This is a genomic window from Flavobacterium sp. (assembly GCF_044373165.1).
In the GTDB taxonomy this organism is placed as follows: domain Bacteria; phylum Bacteroidota; class Bacteroidia; order Flavobacteriales; family Flavobacteriaceae; genus Flavobacterium.
In genome coordinates this window covers 38,587-59,194 of record NZ_JBILQL010000005.1, presented here as the reverse complement: position 1 = coordinate 59,194, position 20,608 = coordinate 38,587, and the positions used below count along the sequence as shown (strand labels likewise).

Here is a 20,608-nt window from a genome sequence, read left to right as displayed (position 1 = left end):
GGAAGGCTAAAATAAGAATTATGTCACAACTTTCTATCAATACAACCCAAAATGTTGTTATAAATTTTACGGCAGCGTCTGTTGGTGAACGAATTGGTGCGTATATGCTTGATTTTCTGGTAAAAGCAGCCTATTTTATTATCGTTTACTATGTTTTTTTTAGTTTTTTTGAAATTGACAGATGGTTGTATCAATTGGATAATTGGTCACAAATGGCGGTGTATATGGTGTTTTTTCTGCCGATTGCCTTCTATTCTTTGGTACAAGAATCTTTGTTAGAAGGGCAAACATTGGGTAAAAAATTAGTAAAAATAAAAGTCGTTAAAATTGATGGCTACCAAGCTTCTTTCGGAGATTATTTAATTCGGTGGTTGTTTCGGTTGATTGATATTTCTCTCGGAAGCGGTATCATTGGTTTGATTGCTATGGTAGTGAACAGTAAAACCCAAAGGTTAGGCGACATGTCGGCCGGAACTGCCGTGATTACTTTAAAAAACAAAGTAACCATCAACAGTACCATTTTGGAAGAAATCGGTCAGGAATACCAACCGAAATATCCTTTGGTTATCAAATTATCTGATAACGATGCACGAATCATTAAAGAAACATTTCACAATGCAATGAAATCTAATGATTATGTGATTTTAAATAAATTGACTACTAAAATTGAGCAAGTAACCGGTATTAAAAATGATATGGGAAGCACGAAAGAATTTATACAAACCGTGCTTAAAGACTACAATTACTACACACAAAACATGTAGTTAGTGTTCCAAATAGAGGTAACCTGTTAGGGGTTCGGGATAATCCACATCGTTCAAATAGATGACATAAAAATAGGTGCCGTCGGGGACATTTTTGGTTGCAAAACCTTCCTTGGAAGTACCATCCCAACGGTCAGTATTTTGGTTGCCGGTCCAAATTAATTTACCCCAACGATTATAGATTTCAATTTTATAATTCAAAAATACATTTTCTAACCCTTTGATGGTAAAAGTGTCATTGCTTCCGTCTTGATTAGCCGAAACAAAATTGTAAACCGTTGGCGGACAATTTCGGGTGGTTAGTATAAAGGAAGTCACACTGTAACAGTTGGGGTTGTCCAAACGAACAAAAATTTCTTTGGGAGTTGCCAATGCAACATAGGTGTTGGTGTTGAGTATCGGATTGGTTTGGCTCTCGGCATCTTCCCGACTTTCGAAAAATGTTGCTATGTCTTCGGTAACGGTTTTTACCAAATCGTCATAGTTTGAAAAATCAAAAGTACCTTGTGAAAATCCTTCGTTACAAGATTCAAGCGATGGCAAAGGGTTGAACATAGGTGCTGTAATCAAATTGACCGAAGTATTGAAGGTATTATTGGTTTCCGAAATCTCATTTACAATTCCGGAACCGTCGCCTTTGTCATCAATCACAAATTTTAATTCAAAATCGTTTGGAACTGTATCCGGAATCATTAAAGTAATTTGACCGTTTACAGCACCGTTAATCGGTACCGGTACATTGGTTTCAAAAACTTCTAAAATGAGATTATCAACATAAACGGAAACCGGTGTTTCTGTTGGTAAAGGTCCGGTACAGTCCGCATTAGAAACGGTGTAATTTACAATTATACTTCTCGAATCACATTGTCGTTGCACTTCGGTAACGGCAATACGGCCATCAGGAACCTGACTATTCAATTTGGTAACCACGGTGTTTATCATTACAAAATCTACTGAAGAAGAAAGCGTAATTTCGGCTTCAGTATCTCCTATTTGTATGTTGTTTTGAATGTCGTAAATATCCAAATCCATGTTGTATAGCGTAGTGCTTCCGGTAACCGAGTTGGTACTGTTAAAAACATTGCTCGACGGATTCAAAGCGTTAAATAACAAATCGCCATTGATTCGGAACTCTTCGGTGGCCAAACCCGAATCGCCTTCCCAAGCCAAAAAGCCCACTTTCGAATTCAAATTATCCACTACATTGAGGTCGTTTAAGGTAATGTTGAGTTCACTCGGAACACCTTCCAAACCGTCATAAATATTGATTTGATTTAAAGGTAAACTAGGTCGGCTGTAAACAATTACTATAGCCCATCCTGCAAAATTGGTTTTGCGTTGCAAGTGTAAACTAATGTAGGGACTTACATCAAGTTCGGATAAAGTATAATTGCCGTTTCCGGTAGTTTGTACCAACTGAGTGATGTCTTTGAAAGCACTGAAATAGGTAAAAACTAAGCCGTCAAAATTCCTTTGATAACTAAAGGTTCTATCCGGAGTTATATTGTTGGCATTCAGCTTAATGTTAAAATCACCATCACCGCTTCCGGCCCAATAAAGATAAGCTCTCACAACTGAGGCATCATTACTCAAGTTTAAACTAGCTGAGGATGTAGTGGTGGTAACGGGACCATTGGTGAAATTGTTTTCCGCCAAGTTTAAAGTGTTGCCCATTAATGTAAAATCGAAGGTGCCGTTGAGCTGCTCATAGAGAGAAATGTCCTGACTCCGAACACTGTAAATGTGGAGAAAGAAAACAATAAAACACAGCAATTTTCGTTTTAAATTCAAGGCAAAACACTTTTTATAAAGTTAAAAATAAGTAATTATTTTGGATTTCGTATTTTTTGTAAAGTGAATGCCATTAAAAAATAAATGTTTAATTTTCCGAAGTTTAAAAATATCCTGTGAATAATTATACCATTAGGCGATACCAATCAGATGATTTTGTACTTTGGAATGATTTCATTGACCAAACCATTACGGCCACTTTTTTGTTTCACCGAAATTTTATGGAGTATCATGCCAATCGGTTTCAGGATTATTCGTTGTTGGTTTTTGAGGCTGAAGTTTTGCAAGCTGTTTTTCCGGCCAATTGTATTGAAAACCGAATGTATTCCCACCAAGGATTGACCTATGGAGGTTTTGTTTTTAGAAGTGAAATTACTTCAGAAGGTATTTCAGCAATTATAGCTAACACCTTTGACTTCCTCAAAAAACAATCTTTTGAGTCCTGTGAAATCAAGGAAATTTTATCGTTTTATGCACCGATTCATTTCTCAGCAATTCGAGATAGTTTGCACAAACACCAAACCAAGGTTGTTGGACAGAAAATGAATTTGGCCATCGATTTGCATTCAGATTTCAAAATCTCTAAAAGCAAACTAAAACATTACCGTCGATTGCAATCGGAAGGTTTGGTGGTAAAAAAGGAAGCCGATTGTACTGCTTTTTGGCAAGAAGTATTAGAGCCTTTATTGCAGGAGAAATACAAAACAAAACCCCTACATTCGTTAGCCGAAATCAACTCGTTGCAATGTAAATTTCCCAACAACATCGAGCAATATAATCTTTACCTTGATAACGAAATCTTAGCGGGAATTACAATTTTTAAAAAACACAAAGTAATCAAATCACAATACGGCGCGACTACCGAAATCGGAAAAAAATTCAGAGCTTTGGATTATCTTTTCCTGTATTTAATAGACCATTTTAAAGCCGAATGCAATTATTTTGACATGGGAACAGTGGATGACGACAGCGAGTTAGGCTACAACGAAGGTTTGTTTAACCAAAAAAAAGAACTCGGTTGTAGCGTGTATTCCCAAAATATATACCAAATTGCACTATGATAAAATTCCTCGACTTACATAAAATTAATCTTCCTTACCAAACGGCTTTTCAGGAGAAAATGCAACAGGTATTGGACAAAGGTTGGTTTGTTTTAGGCGAAGAAGTACAAGCTTTTGAACAACAATTTGCCCAATATACTAAGGCGAAACATTGCATTGGAGTTGGCAACGGATTGGACGCGATGGTGCTCATTTTTAAAGCGTATATCGAATTGGGCTTGTTGCAAAAAGGGGACGAAATCATAGCGCCGGCCAACACTTATATCGCCAGTATACTCGCTGTTTTACAAGCCGATTTGACGCCGGTTTTAATCGAGCCCGATGCCGAAACCTACAATCTCAATCCCAACGAGATTGAAGCCAAAATCACCGCCAAAACCAAAGGCATTTTAGTAGTGCATTTGTATGGGCAATTGGCCGATATGGAAGCGATTTCAAAGATTGGTTTGCAACACAATTTGCTCATAGTGGAAGATGCGGCGCAAGCACAAGGCTTGCCTTTTACAGGAAATCATGCTCGTGCTTTTAGCTTTTATCCCGGGAAAAATTTAGGTGCTTTAGGCGATGCGGGTTGTATTACCACCGACGATTCGGAGTTGGCCAAAGTATTATTTGCCTTGCGCAATTACGGCTCGGAACAAAAATATTACAACGAATATTTGGGAGTCAATTCTCGACTTGACGAAATTCAAGCCGCTTTTTTAACTGTAAAATTACCGCATTTAGACAAAGAGAATGCCCTACGTAAATCGATTGCTCAAAGGTATTTAACTGAAATTAAAAACCCTAAAATCAGCTTGCCCAAGTGTGATGATTTCCAAAAACACGTCTTTCATCTGTTTGTGATTCGCACTGCTAACCGAACCAACTTACAAGAATATTTGAAACAAAACGGGATTGAAACTTTAATCCATTATCCTCTTCCGCCACACCAGCAAAAAGCATTGCCGGATTGGAATTCGTTGTCTTATCCTATAACCGAAGCCATTCATCGCGAAGTGTTGAGTTTGCCAATGAGTCCGGTTTTGACCCCAGAGGAAGTGAGTCATATCATCCAAATGTTAAATCGCTTTTAATTGAATTTCTTAAACCAAATATGGCAAAAAGAGCTGTTCAAAGTTACCTCTTTGAATGGTCTGAGCGTGTTGATAAAAATTATGGTTGGCTTTGTAACTTCTAAGGTCATTGCCGTTTTTATCGGTCCGTCGGGGATGGCATTAGTGGGTAACTTTCGGAATTTCATCACCGCCGTTGAAAATTTGGGCATCCTGGGTTTTCAAAACGGAATCATCAAGTATGTAGCGGATTACCACAATCAAGAAGAAAAGCAACGCTCATTTTTAGCCAGGGTTACGCTAACTATTTTACTCATGGTATTGATACTTTCCGTCTTGCTTTTTTTTACGGCTACGTATTGGAATGCCAGTTTGTTCGGTGCAGCTTTTCAGTACAGTGCCATTTTTAAAGCCTTGGCTTTCTGCCTGCCTTGGTATATCGGTTCTATTTTCCTGACCGCTGTTTTGAACGGTTTTGAAGCGTACGGGAAAGTCATTAAAATCAACATTATCGGCAACTTGATTGGATTGTTTTTGTCGGTAGTGTTGGTGTATTATTACAAAGAATTCGGGGCGCTTTTGGCGATAGTATTAGCGCCTGTCTTGGTGTTTTTAGTGACTTTGTATTTTATGTACAATCAACTTGACTATTTCCGAATTTCTTTCAGTAATTACAAGGTCGATTTTCTCCGCAATCTTTCCGAATACTCACTGATGGCACTGGTTTCGGCACTTTTGGGCCCGATAGTATTTTTGTCGCTTCGCAACACCATCATACACACACTGAGTTATGAAGCCGCAGGCTATTGGGAAGCGTTAACCCGAATTTCTTCTTATTACTTCTTGTTTTTGTCAAGTATTTTAACGGTATATTACCTTCCTAAACTCTCCAAATCAGAAAGTGTTGAAGAGACAAAATCCTTGTTTTGGAGTTACTTTAAAGGTATAGTGCCGTTTTTTTTAATCGGATTAGTAGTGCTTTACGTTTTGCGCGGGTACTTGATTCCGATATTATTAGCCGATTCCTTTCTCCCGGTTTCCGAATTGTTTTTCTGGCAATTCATAGGTGATGGTTTTAAAGCGGTGGCACTCATTTTGGGCTATCAGTTTTTTGCAAAGAAACTAACGAAAGCTTTTATAATAACTGAAATATTTTCGTTTGCTGTATTTTGGTTTTCGGGACAATATCTTGTGCGTTTGTACGGAATTGAAGGCATAGCGATGGCCAATGCCGTAACTTACGGAGTTTATTTGATCACCTTGTTGGTGTATTTCCGAAAGCAATTGTTCTAATCGCTTTTAGTCCACACCGAAATGTATTTTTCAGCGATTCTTTTGTAATGATGTTCTTGCTCTACAAAAGCCCTGGCTTTCTTTCCCATTTCAAGTATCGTTTCAGGATTTTCAATCAAAGCCGAAAGTTCCGCCACCAAATAATCTTCATCAGGCAACGCATTGATGGCCACTTTTTCCGTTAAATTATAGTGTTTTTCAAATAGGGCAGAAGCATTGGTAAAAACTACTTTGCCTTTCGCCATGGCTTCCAACGCATTGTAACCTTGGTCATGTCCGTACAACTGATCCAAAATAATAGGCACTCGGTTATACCGGTTAATGTATTCGGCATAAGGCACATTTTCGGTAACGGTAATCGTCACTTTTTCGGGATATTTTTGTTGAATCACCGCTAAGGCTTGCTCAAAAAAATCGTTGCCTTTTTTAAAGTAACTTTCTCTGTTGATGCCGTGGAAAATTTCAACGGTACCGCCAATTTCCATAGGAATGTAGTCGAGTTTATCCAAGTTAATCGGATTCGGAATCATTCCTAAATATTTCGGTTGGTTTTGCCACGGCAGATGGTAATCCAAATCGGAAGCGATTACGCCATCGCATTTTTCTTGAATAAATTGGTGTAATTTTTTAAAAGATGGTGTTCTGAACTTTAACACATTCAAAAACTTTTTGTCGGCAATTTTTCCCGCTAAATAGGGTTGTACAATCGAAGGATTTTCCGGATGGTTGAAATTGTAATTCACATGTACATAATCGTCGCCGCAACTGAGCAAAAACAATTTTTTATTGTGGCGAAACAAATAGTCAAGGATTTTGGTTTCATACCTGTAATCACAATAAAAACTGTTTTCATTAATCAGTTGCACCACATCAAAACCTTGAAAATCAACTTGGTTTTTACAGAATTGACGATAGGTTAAATAGGAAGTCAAATCGAAACCGGTCAGTTTCAAAACCGCTATTTTTAGTTTTTTTAATAATCCGACATCCCATTTTTTTACCAACGGAAAATCAACGGGATAATCCTTAAAACCATCTTTAAAACCCAAAATAGTTACGTCGTGGCCTAACGCAAGCAAACCTTCTTTTAAAGAATTGTGAAGCCGACTGTATTCTCCAATGAGTAAAATCTTCATTATCTTCCTATATTTACGCAGCCAAATTAACCGCTGCGTTTCAAATACGTTGCAATATAAGTAAGAAATGAACAATAATCGCAAAATTGCTATAGTTTCCGCTTCCCTGGGTGTTGGCGGTGCCGAGCGTTTTGCTGCGATGCTGGGCAAGATGTTACACGGTTTAGGTTACGAAATTCACCATATCATCATTCTCGATATAGTAACTTACGACTTTCAAGGACAATTGGTCAATTTAGGAAAACTGTTTGCCCAAGAAAAAGGCATTTTCAAAGCGGTTAAAAAAGGAAAATACATCGCCCGCTATTTGTACGAGAACCAAGTGGAGACCATTATAGATGTTCGTTCCCGACCGATGTTAGTCCGCGAGATTTTCACCAAATTAATTTATGGCCAACGGAAAACCTATTTTATGGTGCACAGTGCCAATTTGGAAATGTACTTCCCGAAATCCCAGTTTTGGGCGAGATTTCTTTATGCAAAAGCCACTAAATTAGTCACGGTTTCCAAAGCGATTGAACAGAAAATCCAAACGCAATATGGTTTGACGAATACTCAAACGTTATACAATCCGGTGGTTTTTTCAACAACTTTGAGCGATAAACCAATCGGTTTGCCGGAAACGTTTTTTTTGTTTTTCGGTCGATTGGAAGATGAGATTAAAAACTTGTCACTCTTGCTTGATGCTTATGAATTGTCAGTTGCGAAAAGCAAAGGCGTGCACTTAATTTTACTCGGCGATGGTTCAGATAAAAACAAAATAGCAGAAAAAATTCAGCAAAAACAACTCAGTTCTTTCGTCAAAATCATTCCTTTTCAAAATAATGTACTGCCTTTTATTCAACAGGCTAAAGCAACGCTTTTAACCAGTCGTTATGAAGGTTTTCCGATGTCGTTGATAGAATCTTTAGCGGCCGGAACTCCGGTAATTTCAGTAGATTGTGAAACCGGACCGAATGAAATTATACAACAAGGTATCAATGGTTTATTAGTAGAAAACCACAAGCCGGAAGCTTTAGCCAACGCGATGAATTCGTTCATAGCCGATGAAAAATTATACCAAAATTGTAAAAATAACGCCAAGCAAAGCGTAGAACATTTATCTTTGAATGCCATAGCACAATCTTGGCAACGCTTATTAAACGAATAAATGACCACTGTAGCCGATATTAAAATACTGCCTATACCCAAAATTCAAGACGTTAGAGGCAATCTTTCCGTCATTGAAGGCGATGTAATTCCGTTTGCCATGAAACGCGTGTATTATTTGTACGATGTGCCTAGTGGTGCTGAACGCGGCGGACATTCTCACAAAGACCAACAAGAATTTTTAGTGGCTTTGAGCGGTAGTTTTACCGTAGTGCTGACCGATGGCAAAAACAAAATATCGGTTACGCTTAATAAACCCAATGAAGGCTTGTTGATACCAAACGGTATTTGGCGCGAATTGGAAAATTTTTCTTCCGGTTCGGTTTGTTTGGTGATAGCCTCTGAGGTGTTTGAAGAGGCCGATTATATTCGGGATTTTTCAAAATTCCTCTTATCTAAAAACGGAATTTCCTAAGCCGTAGTTTGCGGCAACATTTTTTAACCAAACCAAAAGGCGTAAAATCGGATTCGGCATTTCCATCAAAATGGTTTTTTTCAAACCCAATCCATCCAAATCAATTTGATTGTACAGTACTTTAGCGGTTGCTGCATCACCGTTCAACTTGCATTTAATAACTGCTGAAAACCGATTTTGGTCGAGGAACTGTTTCAACTTGGCATTTTCCTTTTCTAAAACTACGTATTTTTCAAAAGTATAGGGTTCAAAATAGTAGTGCCAATTTCTGGAAATACTGTCCTTGTCGTATCGGTATCGTGCTAAAATACTTCCGATAAAACCAATAGTGTACTGCAAACCAATGCGCATCCACAGTTCGGTATCTTCGCCTTTTTTGATTTGGGTATCAAAGGTTCCTGTTTTTTCAAAAACCCTTTTATGGATGGCCACAGCGGAAGTCCATAATATGCATTCTTTCCGACTGGCATCAAAAAAATCGACCAACTGAAAATCTGTTATCTTTGCTAAGGAATAACGAGCCGGAATGGTTTTTTGAGCCGTTTCAATGGCAATAGCACACGAAAATACTTTGTGATTGGGTAAAACATCAATCTGTTTTTTGAAAGTGGCTAAAAAGTTTGGTTCCCAATAATCATCGGCGTCCAAAAAGCAAATAAATTCGCCCAGCGCTTTTGCAATACCCAAATTTCTCGCCACTGCAACGCCTTCGTTTTCTTTGCTGTAATAGCGAATTCGAACATCATTAAAACTCTGAATTACACTTTCGCTTCCATCGGTTGAACCGTCATTAATTACAATCACTTCAAAGTCGGTGAAAGTTTGCGCCAACAAGCTTTTAAGCGTTTCACCAAGAAACAACGCCTTGTTGTAAACCGGAATAATGACAGAGAAAAACGGCATCAGCGGAGATTTAGTTGACAAAAATAACCCAAACGGTACAAATCGAATACAAAAAGCGTAGGTTTAGCAGACAACAAGTGTTTAGTCATCAACGTTTTTCCTATGCCGAAGCAAAAAGCAGTCATTCGCGTCAAACCGAATTTTCGAAGCTTGGTATAGGTTCGAGTCAAGGCTGTGTCATCAGCTTGAATGATTTGATGGTCTAACACCCATTTCAAGTTTTGTAACGAACTGTGGAATTTCTCCAAAAATATGGCTGAACTCTCTAAATTTAAATGATAAGCCGGATTTTCAATATGTACAATCGGAATGTGATGCTTTTTCAGTTCCAAAATAAATACGATGTCTTCGTAGCCGTATTGGTAAATAGCGGTACTGAATGGATAAGCCAACAGCAAATCTCTCCTGATCATAACATTTGAAATTAAACAGTAGTGGTAAGGATTGGATTGTCTTTTAAACAAAGGAATTTCTTCCCGGCTTTTTCCGAAAACCCAACGCAGCAACTGTTCTTTAGTTGGCTTTTCCTTTTGGTATAGCAAACCACCGTAAACCACCGGATTTGCTTCGTTTTGAATCTGCTCAAGATAAGTCATGATAAAGTTTTCCGATTGGGGAAACATATCACAATCCATCAGTAATACCCAATCAAATTGGGCTTTTTGTATTAATGAATTCCGATTCTGACCGCGGCCTAAATTTGTTTCGTTTATTTCAAAACGGCAGCCTGGTAAGCCATTGATTTTTTGATTGTTATCGGTATTTGAATTCAGCGGCGAAGCATCATCTTGAACAATAATTTCATAGGCGATGTTGGCGGCCGACAATTGTTGTTGCAATTCCGTTACCAAGGGTAAAGTGTTGTAATCGTATGTTGGAATTAGCACTGAAATCATTTAGAAAACGGAATTAAATAATACCTTTACAAAGAAAATATATTTTTTGGCAACTATTACACGATGAACCGAATAGATTTAGCGAATTACATTTTTGAAAAATTACAAGCGCAACAATCGCAATTGCAGGCCGATTTTAATGCTGAAAATACACCTATTCGCTACGGTTTTGTTGATGACTTGCTACCCGAAACTGTGGCACAGGAAATCGCAGCTGTGTTTCCCAAACCGGAAGCAATGGTACTCAAGAAAAGCCTTCGAGAAGACAAGTACGTTGCCGCGCAAATGAATTTATACCATCCTTTGTTAGAAGAAATAATTTATGCTTTTCAAGACAAACGTATTGTGGCTTTGATTGGAGAAATTTGCGGGATTGAAAATCCGATTCCCGATGAGAATTTGTATGCCGGCGGCATTTCTTTAATGGGCCAAAATCAGTTTTTGAATCCGCATTTAGACAATTCCCACGACAAAGACCGCAACTTGTGGCGTGTGCTCAATTTATTGTATTACGTTACACCCGATTGGCAGGAAGATAATGGTGGCAATTTAGAGCTTTGGCCTAACGGTTTGTCGCAACCGCCAATTACCATTCACAGTAAATTCAATCGTTTGGCGATTATGGAAACCCATAGTCATTCTTTGCATTCGGTTTCACCCGTGGTTTTTGACGGCTATCGTAGATGTGTGTCGAATTATTATTTTTCCGAAAAACCACTTTTAGACAAGGATACGTTTCATGTCACTTCTTTCCGAGGTCGTCCCGAAAATAAACTGGCCGATTTGGTTTTGCAAGCCGACACTTTTTTACGCATGTGCCTTCGGAAAGTGTTTAAAAAAGGAATAAAAGAAAATCCGCACGTTTATAAAAAAGACAAATAATTTGTCGGGCTTCATTCAAAAATATCGCTATTCTTTATTACTCGTTCTAATCGGATTAGTTTGGTTGGAAGTGCTGAATAGGCTGTTGCAATTAGACCAACAAACCTTATTTTATCCGGATTCGTCCAATTATTTGGAATCGGCTCAAAAAATGTATTTAAAGTTTACCGGACATTACTATCGTCCGATGATGATGGCTTTTATTACCGGTTTGCCTTATTTATTCGGGAGTTCTGATGCCGGAATTTTACAATGGAGTTTACTGGTGAATGTCATTTGTTGGTTAGGTACTTCGCTGCTGTTGTTTCAAATGGCCAAAGATTTTCTGTCGGAGAAAATAGCTTTTGTCTTTGCATTCCTTCCTTTTTTTATCATAGGTAACGCAGTACTCAATTACCATTTGCTGACCGAAAACCTATTTGCCTTCGTCATTTTTTTGGCTTTTTATGCTTTGTTTCGGTACTATAAAACGAACAATTTTGGGTATTTGTCTTTTGGCTTGTCGTTACTGTTGGCAAGCATGCTGATAAAACCCGGTGCCAAGTTCTTTGCCTTGATTTTGCTGTTTTTTTTCATCAAAACAGTCTTGAAAAATTACAAAGCCAAAAGCATGATTTTGCTCTATGGTAGTGTTTTAATGATTTTGATTCAAGTGGTTGGGATGAAAGCACAATACGGTGATTTTACCATCAGTTACATTGACGGTGTAACTTATCACAATTATTTGTTCTCTAAAGCAGATTGTTTTAAAAACGGCAAGGAATACCAACAAATCAACAATCCAAGAGCAGAATATCTATTCAGTTTGACTTTTAACGACCAAAAACGAGTGGCTAAAGAAGATGCGGTTCACCAAATCAAAACCAACTTTCCCAACGTGATTAAAGCCTATCTTCACAACCTTTTGGATAACTCCAAATCGGGTAATGCCTGTATTTTTGATCTCGAAAATAAAAAGGGAAGAAGTGATTTTAACTCCTGGAAGACACTGGCCTTCGATTTGTCCAAATGGCAAAACCGACTGTTTACTGTGTTAGGCGTTTTAGTATCTCTTTATTTTGTGCGAAAGATTTTTAAACATAAGTCGCTGTATGCCTTAATGGCGCTCTTCGTACTGTATACAATAGTTTTATCCGGAATATCTTGTGGTCAAGGCGATCGCTTTCATGTGGTGACCTTTCCGTTTGCGATTTTACTATTAGCCAAATGGTTTGAAGAAACAAGCCGCTTTAAACGGTTTTCTGTACCACTTCAAAAATAGTGTTGTCTTCGCATTTTAAGGTCTTCGAAGGGAATTTCATCAACAAAGCATAATCGTGCGTAGCCATGATTACGGTTTTACCGTTCTCATTGATTTTTCGCAATACGCCCAAAACTTCAGCACTCGTTTGAGGATCTAAGTTTCCGGTAGGTTCGTCGGCCAAAATCAATTCGGGATCATTCAGCAATGCTCGGGCAATCGCAACTCTTTGTTGTTCTCCGCCTGAGAGTTGGTGCGGCATTTTATTGGCAATGCCTTTTAAGCCTACTCGCTCTAAAACATCATCAATTTTATTTTGCATCTCTTGTTGGTCTGTCCAGCCGGTGGCTTTCAAAACAAACAACATATTTTCGTTTACACTTCGATCCAACAACAATTGGAAATCTTGAAATACAATTCCGATTTTACGTCTCAAAAACGGAATGTCGTTTTCTTTTAAATTGGCCAAATCATACCCAACGATGTTTCCACTGCCTTCCGTCAAAGCCAAATCACCGTATAAAGTTTTCATAAAACTACTTTTTCCCGTCCCGGTTTTACCAATGATATAAAGGAATTCACCTTCTTTAACCTCCAAGTTTATTTGTGATAAAATCACGCGATTCTCTTGATAAATGGTAACGTTTTTTAAGGATAAAACTGTTGCTGACATGGATAATTGGGTTTATTGGGTAAAAATAGTAAATATAAATTCCAAATTCCAAATTCTAAATTCCAAATTGTCTCATCGAATCGAATTGAACGGTGAATTTCTAGGTTCCAAAATTGTTTAAAACAATGTTTATAATAAATGAAAGTGTTTTTACGTTATAGGGTATAGAGTAATATTTTTGGATAAATAAAAAAAAGAACCATGCGTAACGTTTTAATGTTATCATTTTTGTTGGGATTGTCTGTAGTTCCAACGATTTCAGCCCAACAATCTGCTATTTACACTCATGATTTATCCGAGTTTGACAAAGCTGTTTTGTTGTATAAAGACAAGCAATACCAATCCGCCCAAATTTTATTTGAACGGGTAAAACAAAGCAATAAAGAACAGGATATAGCGGCCGATTGTGCTTACTATATCGCCAATTGTGCCATTCATTTGAACCAATCGAATGCCGATGAGTTGATGGAGAAATTCGTAGCGGATTATCCAACCAGTTCTAAACAAAACCAAGCTTACATCGAAGTGGCGCAGTATTATTTCGAACAAGGAAAATTTCCTCAAGCCTTGCAGTATTTTGATAAAGTAGACGAAAGCGCGCTGACTTACGAACAAACGGAAAAATTCACCTTCCAAAAAGGCTATGCTTATTTCACTGCCGGTAATAAAAAAGAAGCTGCAGCCTATTTTAACAAAGTGGTGAATTCTAAAGATTATGGTACGCAAGCCAATTACTACTTGGGTGTCATGAAGTATGAAGACAACAATTATCAAGAAGCCAATAAGTACTTTCAGCAACTAGAAAACGAGGACAAGTACAAAGAAAAACTGTCTTACTTCAAAGCGGATATGCAATTTAAAGCCGGCGAGTTTGACAAAGCTATCGAAGCGTCTTTGACGGCAATGCCAAATTCTACCGCTGCCGAAAAATCGGAATTAAATAAAATTATAGGCGAAAGTTATTTCAACTTAAAACAATACGATAAAGCGCTGCCGTATTTAAAAGAATACAAAGGCAAAAAAGGCAAATGGAGCAATACCGATTTTTACCAGTTGGGTTATGCGTATTACATGCAAAAAGATTATGAAAATGCCATTTTGCAATTCAATAAGATTATCGACGGGAAAGATTTTGTAGCCCAAAACGGTTATTACCATTTAGGGGAATGTTATTTCAAAACCGATAAAAAGCAACAAGCGTTGAATGCCTTCAAAAGCGCTTCGGAAATGGATTTTGATAAAGCTATACAAGAAGACGCCAATTTGAACTATGCCAAATTGAGTTACGAAATAGGAAACTCCTACCAATCGATTCCAGATGTATTGTCAACATTTTTAACGAAATATCCGAATTCGCCAAGTAAGATTGAAATCGAGACCTTGTTAATCAACTCATACATCACGTCGAAAAACTATAAAGATGCGTTACTCTTATTAGAGAAAAACAACACCGAAACCAACAAGCCGGCGTATCAAAAAGTAACGTTCTACCGCGGGATCGAATTGTACACCGACGGGAATTACCAAGAAGCCTTGGGTATGTTTAAAAAATCGGTGGCTACTTCAAGAAACGAAAAATTCACCGCGAGAGCTATGTTTTGGAAAGGTGAAACCGAATACGTGTTGGATAATTTCAACGAAGCGTTGTTGAGTTTCAAACAGTTTTTGGGTTATACAGCGGCTAAGGAAACGCCGGAATACAAAAACATCAACTACAATATTGCTTACGCTTATTTCAAGCAAAAAGAATACGAGCAAGCCGGAAATTATTTCCAAAGCTATATCGATACCAATAAAGACGATAAAGTTCGTTTGAATGATGCTTATCTGCGTTTGGGTGATTCTCGTTTTGTAACTTCCAAATATTGGCCGGCCATGGATGCTTATAATAAAGCGATTGATATGAAAGGCATCGACGCCGATTACGCTGCCTTTCAAAAAGCCTTGAGCTACGGATTTGTATCGCGCAACGACCGTAAAATTGAAGATTTCAATAAGTTTTTGCAAAATTTCAAATCTTCCAAATACCGTGATGATGCGTTGTTCGAATTAGGAAACACCTATGTAGCTGAAAACAAAACTGATTTGGCGGTAAAAACCTACGACCAATTGTTGTCCGAATTCAAAAATGGTTCCTTCGCTTCCAAAGCGGTATTGCGTCAGGGTTTGGTGTATTACAACGGACAGAAAGACGAGTTGGCTTTGGCCAAATTCAAAAAAGTGGCAGCCGATTATCCTAGAACGCCCGAAGCCTTAGAAGCGGTTTCAACGGCACGATTGATTTATATGGATAACGGAAAAGTGGATGAATATGCATCGTGGGTAAGAACACTTGATTTTGTGGAAGTATCCGATGCCGAGTTGGATAACGATACTTATGAAGCCGCCGAAAAACAATACTTGCAAAACAATACCAAACAAGCCATTTCGGGTTTGAGCAGTTATGTGTCGAAATTCCCGAACGGTATTCACGCCTTAAAAGCCAATTTCTACTTAGCACAATCCTATTATGCTGACGGTTTGGAAGCCAATGCGGTTGCGGGTTACGACTATGTCATCAGCAAAAGTCGAAGCGAATTTACCGAGCAATCCTTGGCGCGTTTGTGTGAGATTCATTTGAAGAAAAACGATTATACTAATGCCGTTCCGGTTTTAAAAAGATTGGAAACCGAAGCCGATTTTCCTCAAAACGTTACTTTCGCCCAAGCCAATTTAATGAGAGCGTATTACGAACAAAAAGATTACGCCAATGCCGTGGTTTATGCGGATAAAGTTTTGGCCAATCCTAAAACCGATAATAAAATTAAAAGTGATGCGCAAATTATCGTAGCCAGAGCGGCAATTCAAGTCAATGACGAAGCCAAAGCCCGAACCGCTTATGCCAAATTGTTAACCATTGCCAAAGGGGAATTAGCAGCCGAAGCGCTATACTATGAAGCCTATTTTAAACACAAAGACGGCAAGTTTGAAGATTCCAACAAAACCGTTCAAAAATTGGCCAAAGAATATTCAGGCTACAAATATTTCGGTGCCAAAGGCTTAGTGATTATGGCCAAAAACTATTATCAGTTGAAAGACAATTTTAGCGCAACATCGATCTTAGATAGTGTGATTAAGAATTTCACTGCTTATCCTGATGTAGTAGCCGAAGCCCAAACCGAATTGGATAGCATCAAAGGCGAAGCCGCTAAAACCAATTCTTCCGTAACCGAATAAACTTTTCTCTGAATCTTCGAGTTTCTCAATGAATCTCTGTGTAATTTTAAATTAGATATGAAACAAGTAAAATATATAGCAGCCATCCTTTTTGTAACCCAAATCGCTTTCGCCCAAAAGAAAGACGAAAACATCGGAACCGAAGTAGTCAACGTGGTTAAACCTTATACGCCAACTATTTCCGATGCCTTCAAGGTGAAAGAAACACCAAGTTTAGATGACGAGGAAACTTTGAAAAAAGAAAACATCAAGTACAATATTTTTTCTTTTCCGGTAGCGTCTACTTTTGCTCCGGCCAAAGGAAAAGCGGCCGGCGTGGATAAAGAACCACAGGAAAAAATCTTCAGCAATTACCTGACCTTAGCCGCCGGAAATTACGGTACAGCCAATGTCGAATTATTTGTAACGGAAAACGTGAGCAACACGGATTACTTTGGCGGTATGTTGCGCCACAGTTCTTCTCAAGGCGGTATCGATGGGGTATTTTTGGATGATAAGTTTATGAATACCGCTTTAGATTTAACTTACGGTTGTCGCACCAACACTATGAATTGGAGCGCCGATTTGGGGTACCAACACCAAATTTACAATTGGTATGGCTTTTATCCCGGAACGATTACACCGGCAACATTAGCCACTATTGATGAGCAACAAACCTATCACACTTTATATGTGGGCGGAAGATTAGGATTAAATAATGTGTTGAAAGAAAGTTCGGTAAAGTTTACCCGATTTTGGGATGCTTTCGGTTCGGCTGAAAATCGTTTTGTGGCCAAACCTTCATTGGAATTTGATATCGTAGAACAAAAAATCAAAGCCGATTTTGTGTTGGATTACCTGAGCGGTTCTTTTGAAAAAAATATGGTGGGCAATGCCGGATTGAAATACGGATTTACCAATGTGGGTTTTCAGCCTAGCATCAAAATTAAAAAAGACGATTTAACGGTAAATGCCGGAGTCGGATTTTTCTACAGTGCTGCTCAGGAACAAGGTGAGAGCAAGTTTTTTATCTATCCGCAAGTTACGGGTTCGTATAGAGTTGTAGGCGATTTGATGATTTTTTATGCCGGAATTGAAGGCGGACTAAAACAAAACACTTACCGTGAATTTGCTCAGGAAAATTTCTTTATGTCACCAACATTAGTAATAGCACCAACCGATCAAAAATACGATGTTTATTTGGGTTTAAAAGGGAAGTTGGCCAACAGCGTGAGTTATAACATTCGCGGTTCTTATTTAAACGAAGATAATCGAGCCCTTTTCAAAAGCAACGGCTACGAGGAATTGGTGGGTTTCGAAGGTTACCAATACGGAAACTCATTCAAAGTGGTTTACGACAAACTCAAAACAGTTAGCTTTTTTGGAGAATTGAAAGCGGATTTTTCAAAAAATGTAGCATTCGGAATAAACGGAACTTTCAGCAGTTATACCACCGATGTTGAAAACGAAGCTTGGAATTTACCCGGTTTGACTATTGGAACAAGTTTAGATGTTAACATCACCCAAAAATGGTATGCCGGCGCCAATTTGTTTTTTGTAGGCGAAAGAAAAGATTTTGCCCATTTTGCTTCTTTAACACAACCTACTTTTGATACGGAAGTAACCTTAGACAGCTTCCTCGATTTGAATGCGCATGTAGGGTACAAACACAGCGAACGATTGACTTTTTTCTTAAAAGGAAACAACTTGGCCAATCAAGATTACCAACGTTGGTTGCATTATCCGGTGCAAGGCATACAGGTTTTAGGAGGCGCGAGTTATAAATTTGATTTTTAATGAAAATTGCTAAGCATCTGAATATCTGAGCTAATCCTTAGAACCTTAGAACTTCAGTGCCTCAGTACCTAGCTAATGAAACAACAAATCCACCAATACTACAAACAACTAGTGCAAGACCGAATTGATGTCTTCCAAGACATGATTTCCGGCTTGACTGTTGATGCACAAAACGATGCCAAAGGTTCAGCCGGCGATAAACACGAAACGGCTTTGTCGATGATGCATTTGGAGCAGGAAAAACTCAATCATAAGTTGCAAGAAGTCTTAGCCCAAAAAGCCATATTGGATAAAATTGATACGACGGTTTTACATCAAAAAGTAGCCTTAGGCAGTTTGGTGCAATCCAATGGCATGTGGTTGTTTGTCAGCACTGCCTTGCCTAAAATTACGGTAGACGGTCAAACAGTTTTTGCCATTTCTCCACAGTCGCCATTAGGAACTAAGTTGATGGGCAATGGCGTAGGATATTCAACCGAAATCAATGGCAAACCTTATTTTATCGAAGCAGTAAACTGATTTTTTTAATCGAATTTGGCCTTTTTATAACTTATTGCTTTTAAATTCTCTTTTATTTTCTTTTTATAATTACAATTTATAACTGATTTCAGATTATTGATTTATTTTTTAATGGTAAAAAATGACTTTTGCTTCATCAAATAAACAAAAGAATAAAAAGTTATGTGCGGAATTGTATGCGCCTTTGAATTAAAGCAAAAATCAGAAACCTTAAGACCACAAGTCTTGGAAATGTCGAAAATCATCCGCCATCGCGGTCCGGATTGGAGCGGTATTTTCAGTAACGATAAAGCCATTTTGGCACACGAAAGATTAGCTATAGTAGATCCGACTTCGGGCAAACAACCATTGTTCAGTAAAGATGGGCAGTTGGTTTTAGCAGCCAACGGAGAAATATACAACCACCGCGTTTTGCGCGAACAGTTTGAAGGCAAATACGAGTTCCAAACCCAAAGTGATTGTGAAGTCATTTTGGCTCTTTATAAAGAAAAAGGACCTCATTTTATAGACGAAATGAACGGGATTTTCGGTTTCGCCTTATATGATGTGGAAAAAGATGAGTATTTCATCGCTCGTGACCATATGGGAATCATCCCGTTGTATATGGGTTGGGATCAATTTGGGACTTTTTATGTGGCTTCCGAATTGAAAGCCTTGGAAGGCTATTGTACCAAAATCGAGTTGTTTCCGCCCGGCCATTATATGTCGAGTAAAGACGGTGAATTGGTGCAATGGTACCAAAGAGAATGGACCGATTTCGAAGCGGTTAAAGAAAACGAAACCAGTATCCAAGAAATCAGAACTGCCTTGGAAGCTGCTGTTCATAGACAGTTGATGAGTGACGTGCCTTACGGCGTATTGTTGTCGGGCGGATTGGATTCTTCCATTACTTCGGCCATAGCCAAAAAGTTTGCCCAAAAGCGAATCGAATCCGGCGATATGGTTGATGCTTGGTATCCGCAATTGCATTCGTTTGCCGTTGGCTTAGAAGGTTCACCCGATTTGGCCGCAGCCCGAAAAGTAGCCGATCATTTGGGAACCATTCACCACGAAATCAAATTCACCATACAAGAAGGCTTAGATGCCGTGCGCGATGTGATTTACAATATAGAAACTTATGATGTGACGACTATCCGAGCTTCCACGCCTATGTATTTAATGGCAAGAGTTATCAAATCGATGGGGATTAAAATGGTGCTTTCCGGTGAAGGTTCGGACGAATTGTTTGGCGGTTATTTGTACTTTCACAAAGCGCCGAATGCTAAAGAGTTTCACGAAGAAACCGTGCGTAAATTAAGCAAACTTCACATGTACGATTGCTTGCGTGCCAACAAAAGTTTAGCGGCTTGGGGTATCGAAGGTCGTGTGCCGTTTTTGGATAAAGAGTTTATGGATGTGGCGATGCGAATCAACCCACAAGATAAAATGATTAATGGTGAACGCATGGAGAAATGGGTATTGCGCAAAGCCTTTGAAGACATGTTGCCGGAAAGCGTAGCTTGGCGACAAAAAGAACAATTCAGTGATGGCGTAGGCTACAGTTGGATTGATACTTTGAAAGCGATGGTAGCTCAGGAAATTACCGATGAGCAATTGGCCAACGCCAAATACAAGTTCCCGATACAAACGCCAACATCTAAAGAAGAATATTATTATCGTTCCATTTTTAACGAGCATTTTCCAAGCGATACAGCCGCTTTAAGCGTACCTCAAGAAGCTAGTGTGGCTTGTAGTACGAAAGTAGCTTTAGAATGGGATGAAGCCTTTAAAAACTTAAATGATCCGTCGGGCAGAGCCGTGGCTAATGTACACGAAGAAGCCTACATAAAAGCATAATCG

At 38.6% G+C, this 20,608-nt stretch carries 17 protein-coding genes; 12 read left to right on the top strand and 5 right to left on the bottom strand.

What is annotated here, in order from left to right; genetic code table 11:
• The first annotated feature begins 20 nt into the window (after nt 1–20).
• A complete protein-coding gene (locus ACIQ32_RS01735; RefSeq protein ID WP_396193932.1) occupies nt 21–764 on the top strand; it encodes an RDD family protein in 744 nt (247 codons plus the stop codon).
• Here the strand turns inward: ACIQ32_RS01735 and ACIQ32_RS01730 are convergent, their stop codons facing one another.
• Complete coding sequence (locus ACIQ32_RS01730) at nt 765–2,555, bottom strand: gliding motility-associated C-terminal domain-containing protein (protein ID WP_396193931.1); 1,791 nt, start codon at nt 2,553–2,555, stop codon at nt 765–767.
• A 116-nt stretch (nt 2,556–2,671) separates the two neighbouring features.
• Here ACIQ32_RS01730 and ACIQ32_RS01725 point away from each other — a divergent pair, with 116 nt between their 5' ends.
• From ACIQ32_RS01725 to ACIQ32_RS01715, 3 genes are read left to right on the top strand one after another with little or no spacing between them, the layout of a single operon-like run.
• Complete coding sequence (locus tag ACIQ32_RS01725; RefSeq protein ID WP_396193930.1) at nt 2,672–3,616, top strand: FemAB family protein; 945 nt, start codon at nt 2,672–2,674, stop codon at nt 3,614–3,616.
• Entirely contained in the window at nt 3,613–4,692 is a 1,080-nt protein-coding gene (locus ACIQ32_RS01720; RefSeq protein ID WP_396193929.1) for a DegT/DnrJ/EryC1/StrS family aminotransferase, read from the top strand. The genes ACIQ32_RS01725 and ACIQ32_RS01720 overlap by 4 nt, the downstream gene beginning before the upstream one ends.
• The gene (locus ACIQ32_RS01715) at nt 4,693–5,964 is read left to right on the top strand and encodes an O-antigen translocase (protein ID WP_396193928.1); all 1,272 of its coding nucleotides are present in this window, start codon (nt 4,693–4,695) and stop codon (nt 5,962–5,964) included.
• Here ACIQ32_RS01715 and ACIQ32_RS01710 read toward each other — a convergent pair.
• Entirely contained in the window at nt 5,961–7,100 is a 1,140-nt protein-coding gene (locus tag ACIQ32_RS01710; protein ID WP_396193927.1) for a glycosyltransferase, read from the bottom strand. The two genes, ACIQ32_RS01715 and ACIQ32_RS01710, sit on opposite strands and share 4 nt — an antisense overlap.
• 67 nt (nt 7,101–7,167) lie before the next feature.
• Between ACIQ32_RS01710 and ACIQ32_RS01705 the strand changes: the two genes are divergently transcribed.
• Both ACIQ32_RS01705 and ACIQ32_RS01700 read left to right on the top strand, forming a co-directional pair.
• Nucleotides 7,168–8,250 (top strand): glycosyltransferase, encoded by a 1,083-nt coding sequence (locus ACIQ32_RS01705; protein ID WP_396193926.1) that lies wholly within the window; start codon nt 7,168–7,170, stop codon nt 8,248–8,250.
• A complete protein-coding gene (locus ACIQ32_RS01700; protein WP_396193925.1) occupies nt 8,251–8,664 on the top strand; it encodes a sugar 3,4-ketoisomerase in 414 nt (137 codons plus the stop codon).
• Here ACIQ32_RS01700 and ACIQ32_RS01695 read toward each other — a convergent pair.
• Both ACIQ32_RS01695 and ACIQ32_RS01690 read right to left on the bottom strand, forming a co-directional pair.
• The gene (locus tag ACIQ32_RS01695) at nt 8,641–9,567 is read right to left on the bottom strand and encodes a glycosyltransferase family 2 protein (RefSeq protein ID WP_396193924.1); all 927 of its coding nucleotides are present in this window, start codon (nt 9,565–9,567) and stop codon (nt 8,641–8,643) included. The two genes, ACIQ32_RS01700 and ACIQ32_RS01695, sit on opposite strands and share 24 nt — an antisense overlap.
• The gene (locus ACIQ32_RS01690) at nt 9,567–10,463 is read right to left on the bottom strand and encodes a glycosyltransferase family 2 protein (RefSeq protein WP_396193923.1); all 897 of its coding nucleotides are present in this window, start codon (nt 10,461–10,463) and stop codon (nt 9,567–9,569) included. The genes ACIQ32_RS01695 and ACIQ32_RS01690 overlap by 1 nt, the downstream gene beginning before the upstream one ends.
• A 63-nt stretch (nt 10,464–10,526) precedes the next feature.
• Between ACIQ32_RS01690 and ACIQ32_RS01685 the strand changes: the two genes are divergently transcribed.
• Together ACIQ32_RS01685 and ACIQ32_RS01680 are read left to right on the top strand one after the other, a co-directional pair.
• The gene (locus ACIQ32_RS01685; protein WP_396193922.1) at nt 10,527–11,345 is read left to right on the top strand and encodes a 2OG-Fe(II) oxygenase; all 819 of its coding nucleotides are present in this window, start codon (nt 10,527–10,529) and stop codon (nt 11,343–11,345) included.
• 1 nt (nt 11,346) lies between these two features.
• The gene (locus ACIQ32_RS01680) at nt 11,347–12,606 is read left to right on the top strand and encodes an ArnT family glycosyltransferase (RefSeq protein WP_396193921.1); all 1,260 of its coding nucleotides are present in this window, start codon (nt 11,347–11,349) and stop codon (nt 12,604–12,606) included.
• Here ACIQ32_RS01680 and ACIQ32_RS01675 read toward each other — a convergent pair.
• Entirely contained in the window at nt 12,575–13,258 is a 684-nt protein-coding gene (locus ACIQ32_RS01675; RefSeq protein ID WP_396193920.1) for a cell division ATP-binding protein FtsE, read from the bottom strand. The two genes, ACIQ32_RS01680 and ACIQ32_RS01675, sit on opposite strands and share 32 nt — an antisense overlap.
• 201 nt (nt 13,259–13,459) lie before the next feature.
• Here ACIQ32_RS01675 and ACIQ32_RS01670 point away from each other — a divergent pair, with 201 nt between their 5' ends.
• The 4 genes from ACIQ32_RS01670 (at nt 13,460) to asnB (ending at nt 20,605) form a co-directional block, all read left to right on the top strand.
• Nucleotides 13,460–16,474: a tetratricopeptide repeat protein gene (locus ACIQ32_RS01670; protein WP_396193919.1), complete on the top strand. Its 3,015-nt coding sequence runs from the start codon at nt 13,460–13,462 to the stop codon at nt 16,472–16,474.
• A gap of 57 nt (nt 16,475–16,531) precedes the next feature.
• Nucleotides 16,532–18,250, top strand: a complete 1,719-nt coding sequence (locus tag ACIQ32_RS01665; protein ID WP_396193918.1) for a TonB-dependent receptor — start codon at nt 16,532–16,534, stop codon at nt 18,248–18,250.
• A 75-nt stretch (nt 18,251–18,325) separates the two neighbouring features.
• Nucleotides 18,326–18,769, top strand: coding sequence for a hypothetical protein (locus ACIQ32_RS01660; RefSeq protein WP_396193917.1), 444 nt, complete (start codon nt 18,326–18,328; stop codon nt 18,767–18,769).
• Nucleotides 18,770–18,931: 162 nt separating this feature from the next.
• Complete coding sequence (asnB, locus tag ACIQ32_RS01655; RefSeq protein WP_396193916.1) at nt 18,932–20,605, top strand: asparagine synthase B; 1,674 nt, start codon at nt 18,932–18,934, stop codon at nt 20,603–20,605.
• Nucleotides 20,606–20,608 lie beyond the last annotated feature (3 nt).

Bases quoted from the DNA above. Each gene is read 5' to 3' on its own strand.
- ACIQ32_RS01735 (WP_396193932.1), top strand. From the start codon at position 21: ATGTCACAACTTTCTATCAATACAACCCAAAATGTTGTTATAAATTTT.
- ACIQ32_RS01720 (WP_396193929.1), top strand. From the start codon at position 3,613: ATGATAAAATTCCTCGACTTACATAAAATTAATCTTCCTTACCAAACG.
- ACIQ32_RS01710 (WP_396193927.1), bottom strand. From the start codon at position 7,100: ATGAAGATTTTACTCATTGGAGAATACAGTCGGCTTCACAATTCTTTA.
- ACIQ32_RS01705 (WP_396193926.1), top strand. From the start codon at position 7,168: ATGAACAATAATCGCAAAATTGCTATAGTTTCCGCTTCCCTGGGTGTT.
- ACIQ32_RS01700 (WP_396193925.1), top strand. From the start codon at position 8,251: ATGACCACTGTAGCCGATATTAAAATACTGCCTATACCCAAAATTCAA.
- ACIQ32_RS01695 (WP_396193924.1), bottom strand. From the start codon at position 9,567: ATGCCGTTTTTCTCTGTCATTATTCCGGTTTACAACAAGGCGTTGTTT.
- ACIQ32_RS01690 (WP_396193923.1), bottom strand. From the start codon at position 10,463: ATGATTTCAGTGCTAATTCCAACATACGATTACAACACTTTACCCTTG.
- ACIQ32_RS01685 (WP_396193922.1), top strand. From the start codon at position 10,527: ATGAACCGAATAGATTTAGCGAATTACATTTTTGAAAAATTACAAGCG.
- ACIQ32_RS01675 (WP_396193920.1), bottom strand. From the start codon at position 13,258: ATGTCAGCAACAGTTTTATCCTTAAAAAACGTTACCATTTATCAAGAG.
- ACIQ32_RS01670 (WP_396193919.1), top strand. From the start codon at position 13,460: ATGCGTAACGTTTTAATGTTATCATTTTTGTTGGGATTGTCTGTAGTT.
- ACIQ32_RS01665 (WP_396193918.1), top strand. From the start codon at position 16,532: ATGAAACAAGTAAAATATATAGCAGCCATCCTTTTTGTAACCCAAATC.
- ACIQ32_RS01660 (WP_396193917.1), top strand. From the start codon at position 18,326: ATGAAACAACAAATCCACCAATACTACAAACAACTAGTGCAAGACCGA.
- asnB (WP_396193916.1), top strand. From the start codon at position 18,932: ATGTGCGGAATTGTATGCGCCTTTGAATTAAAGCAAAAATCAGAAACC.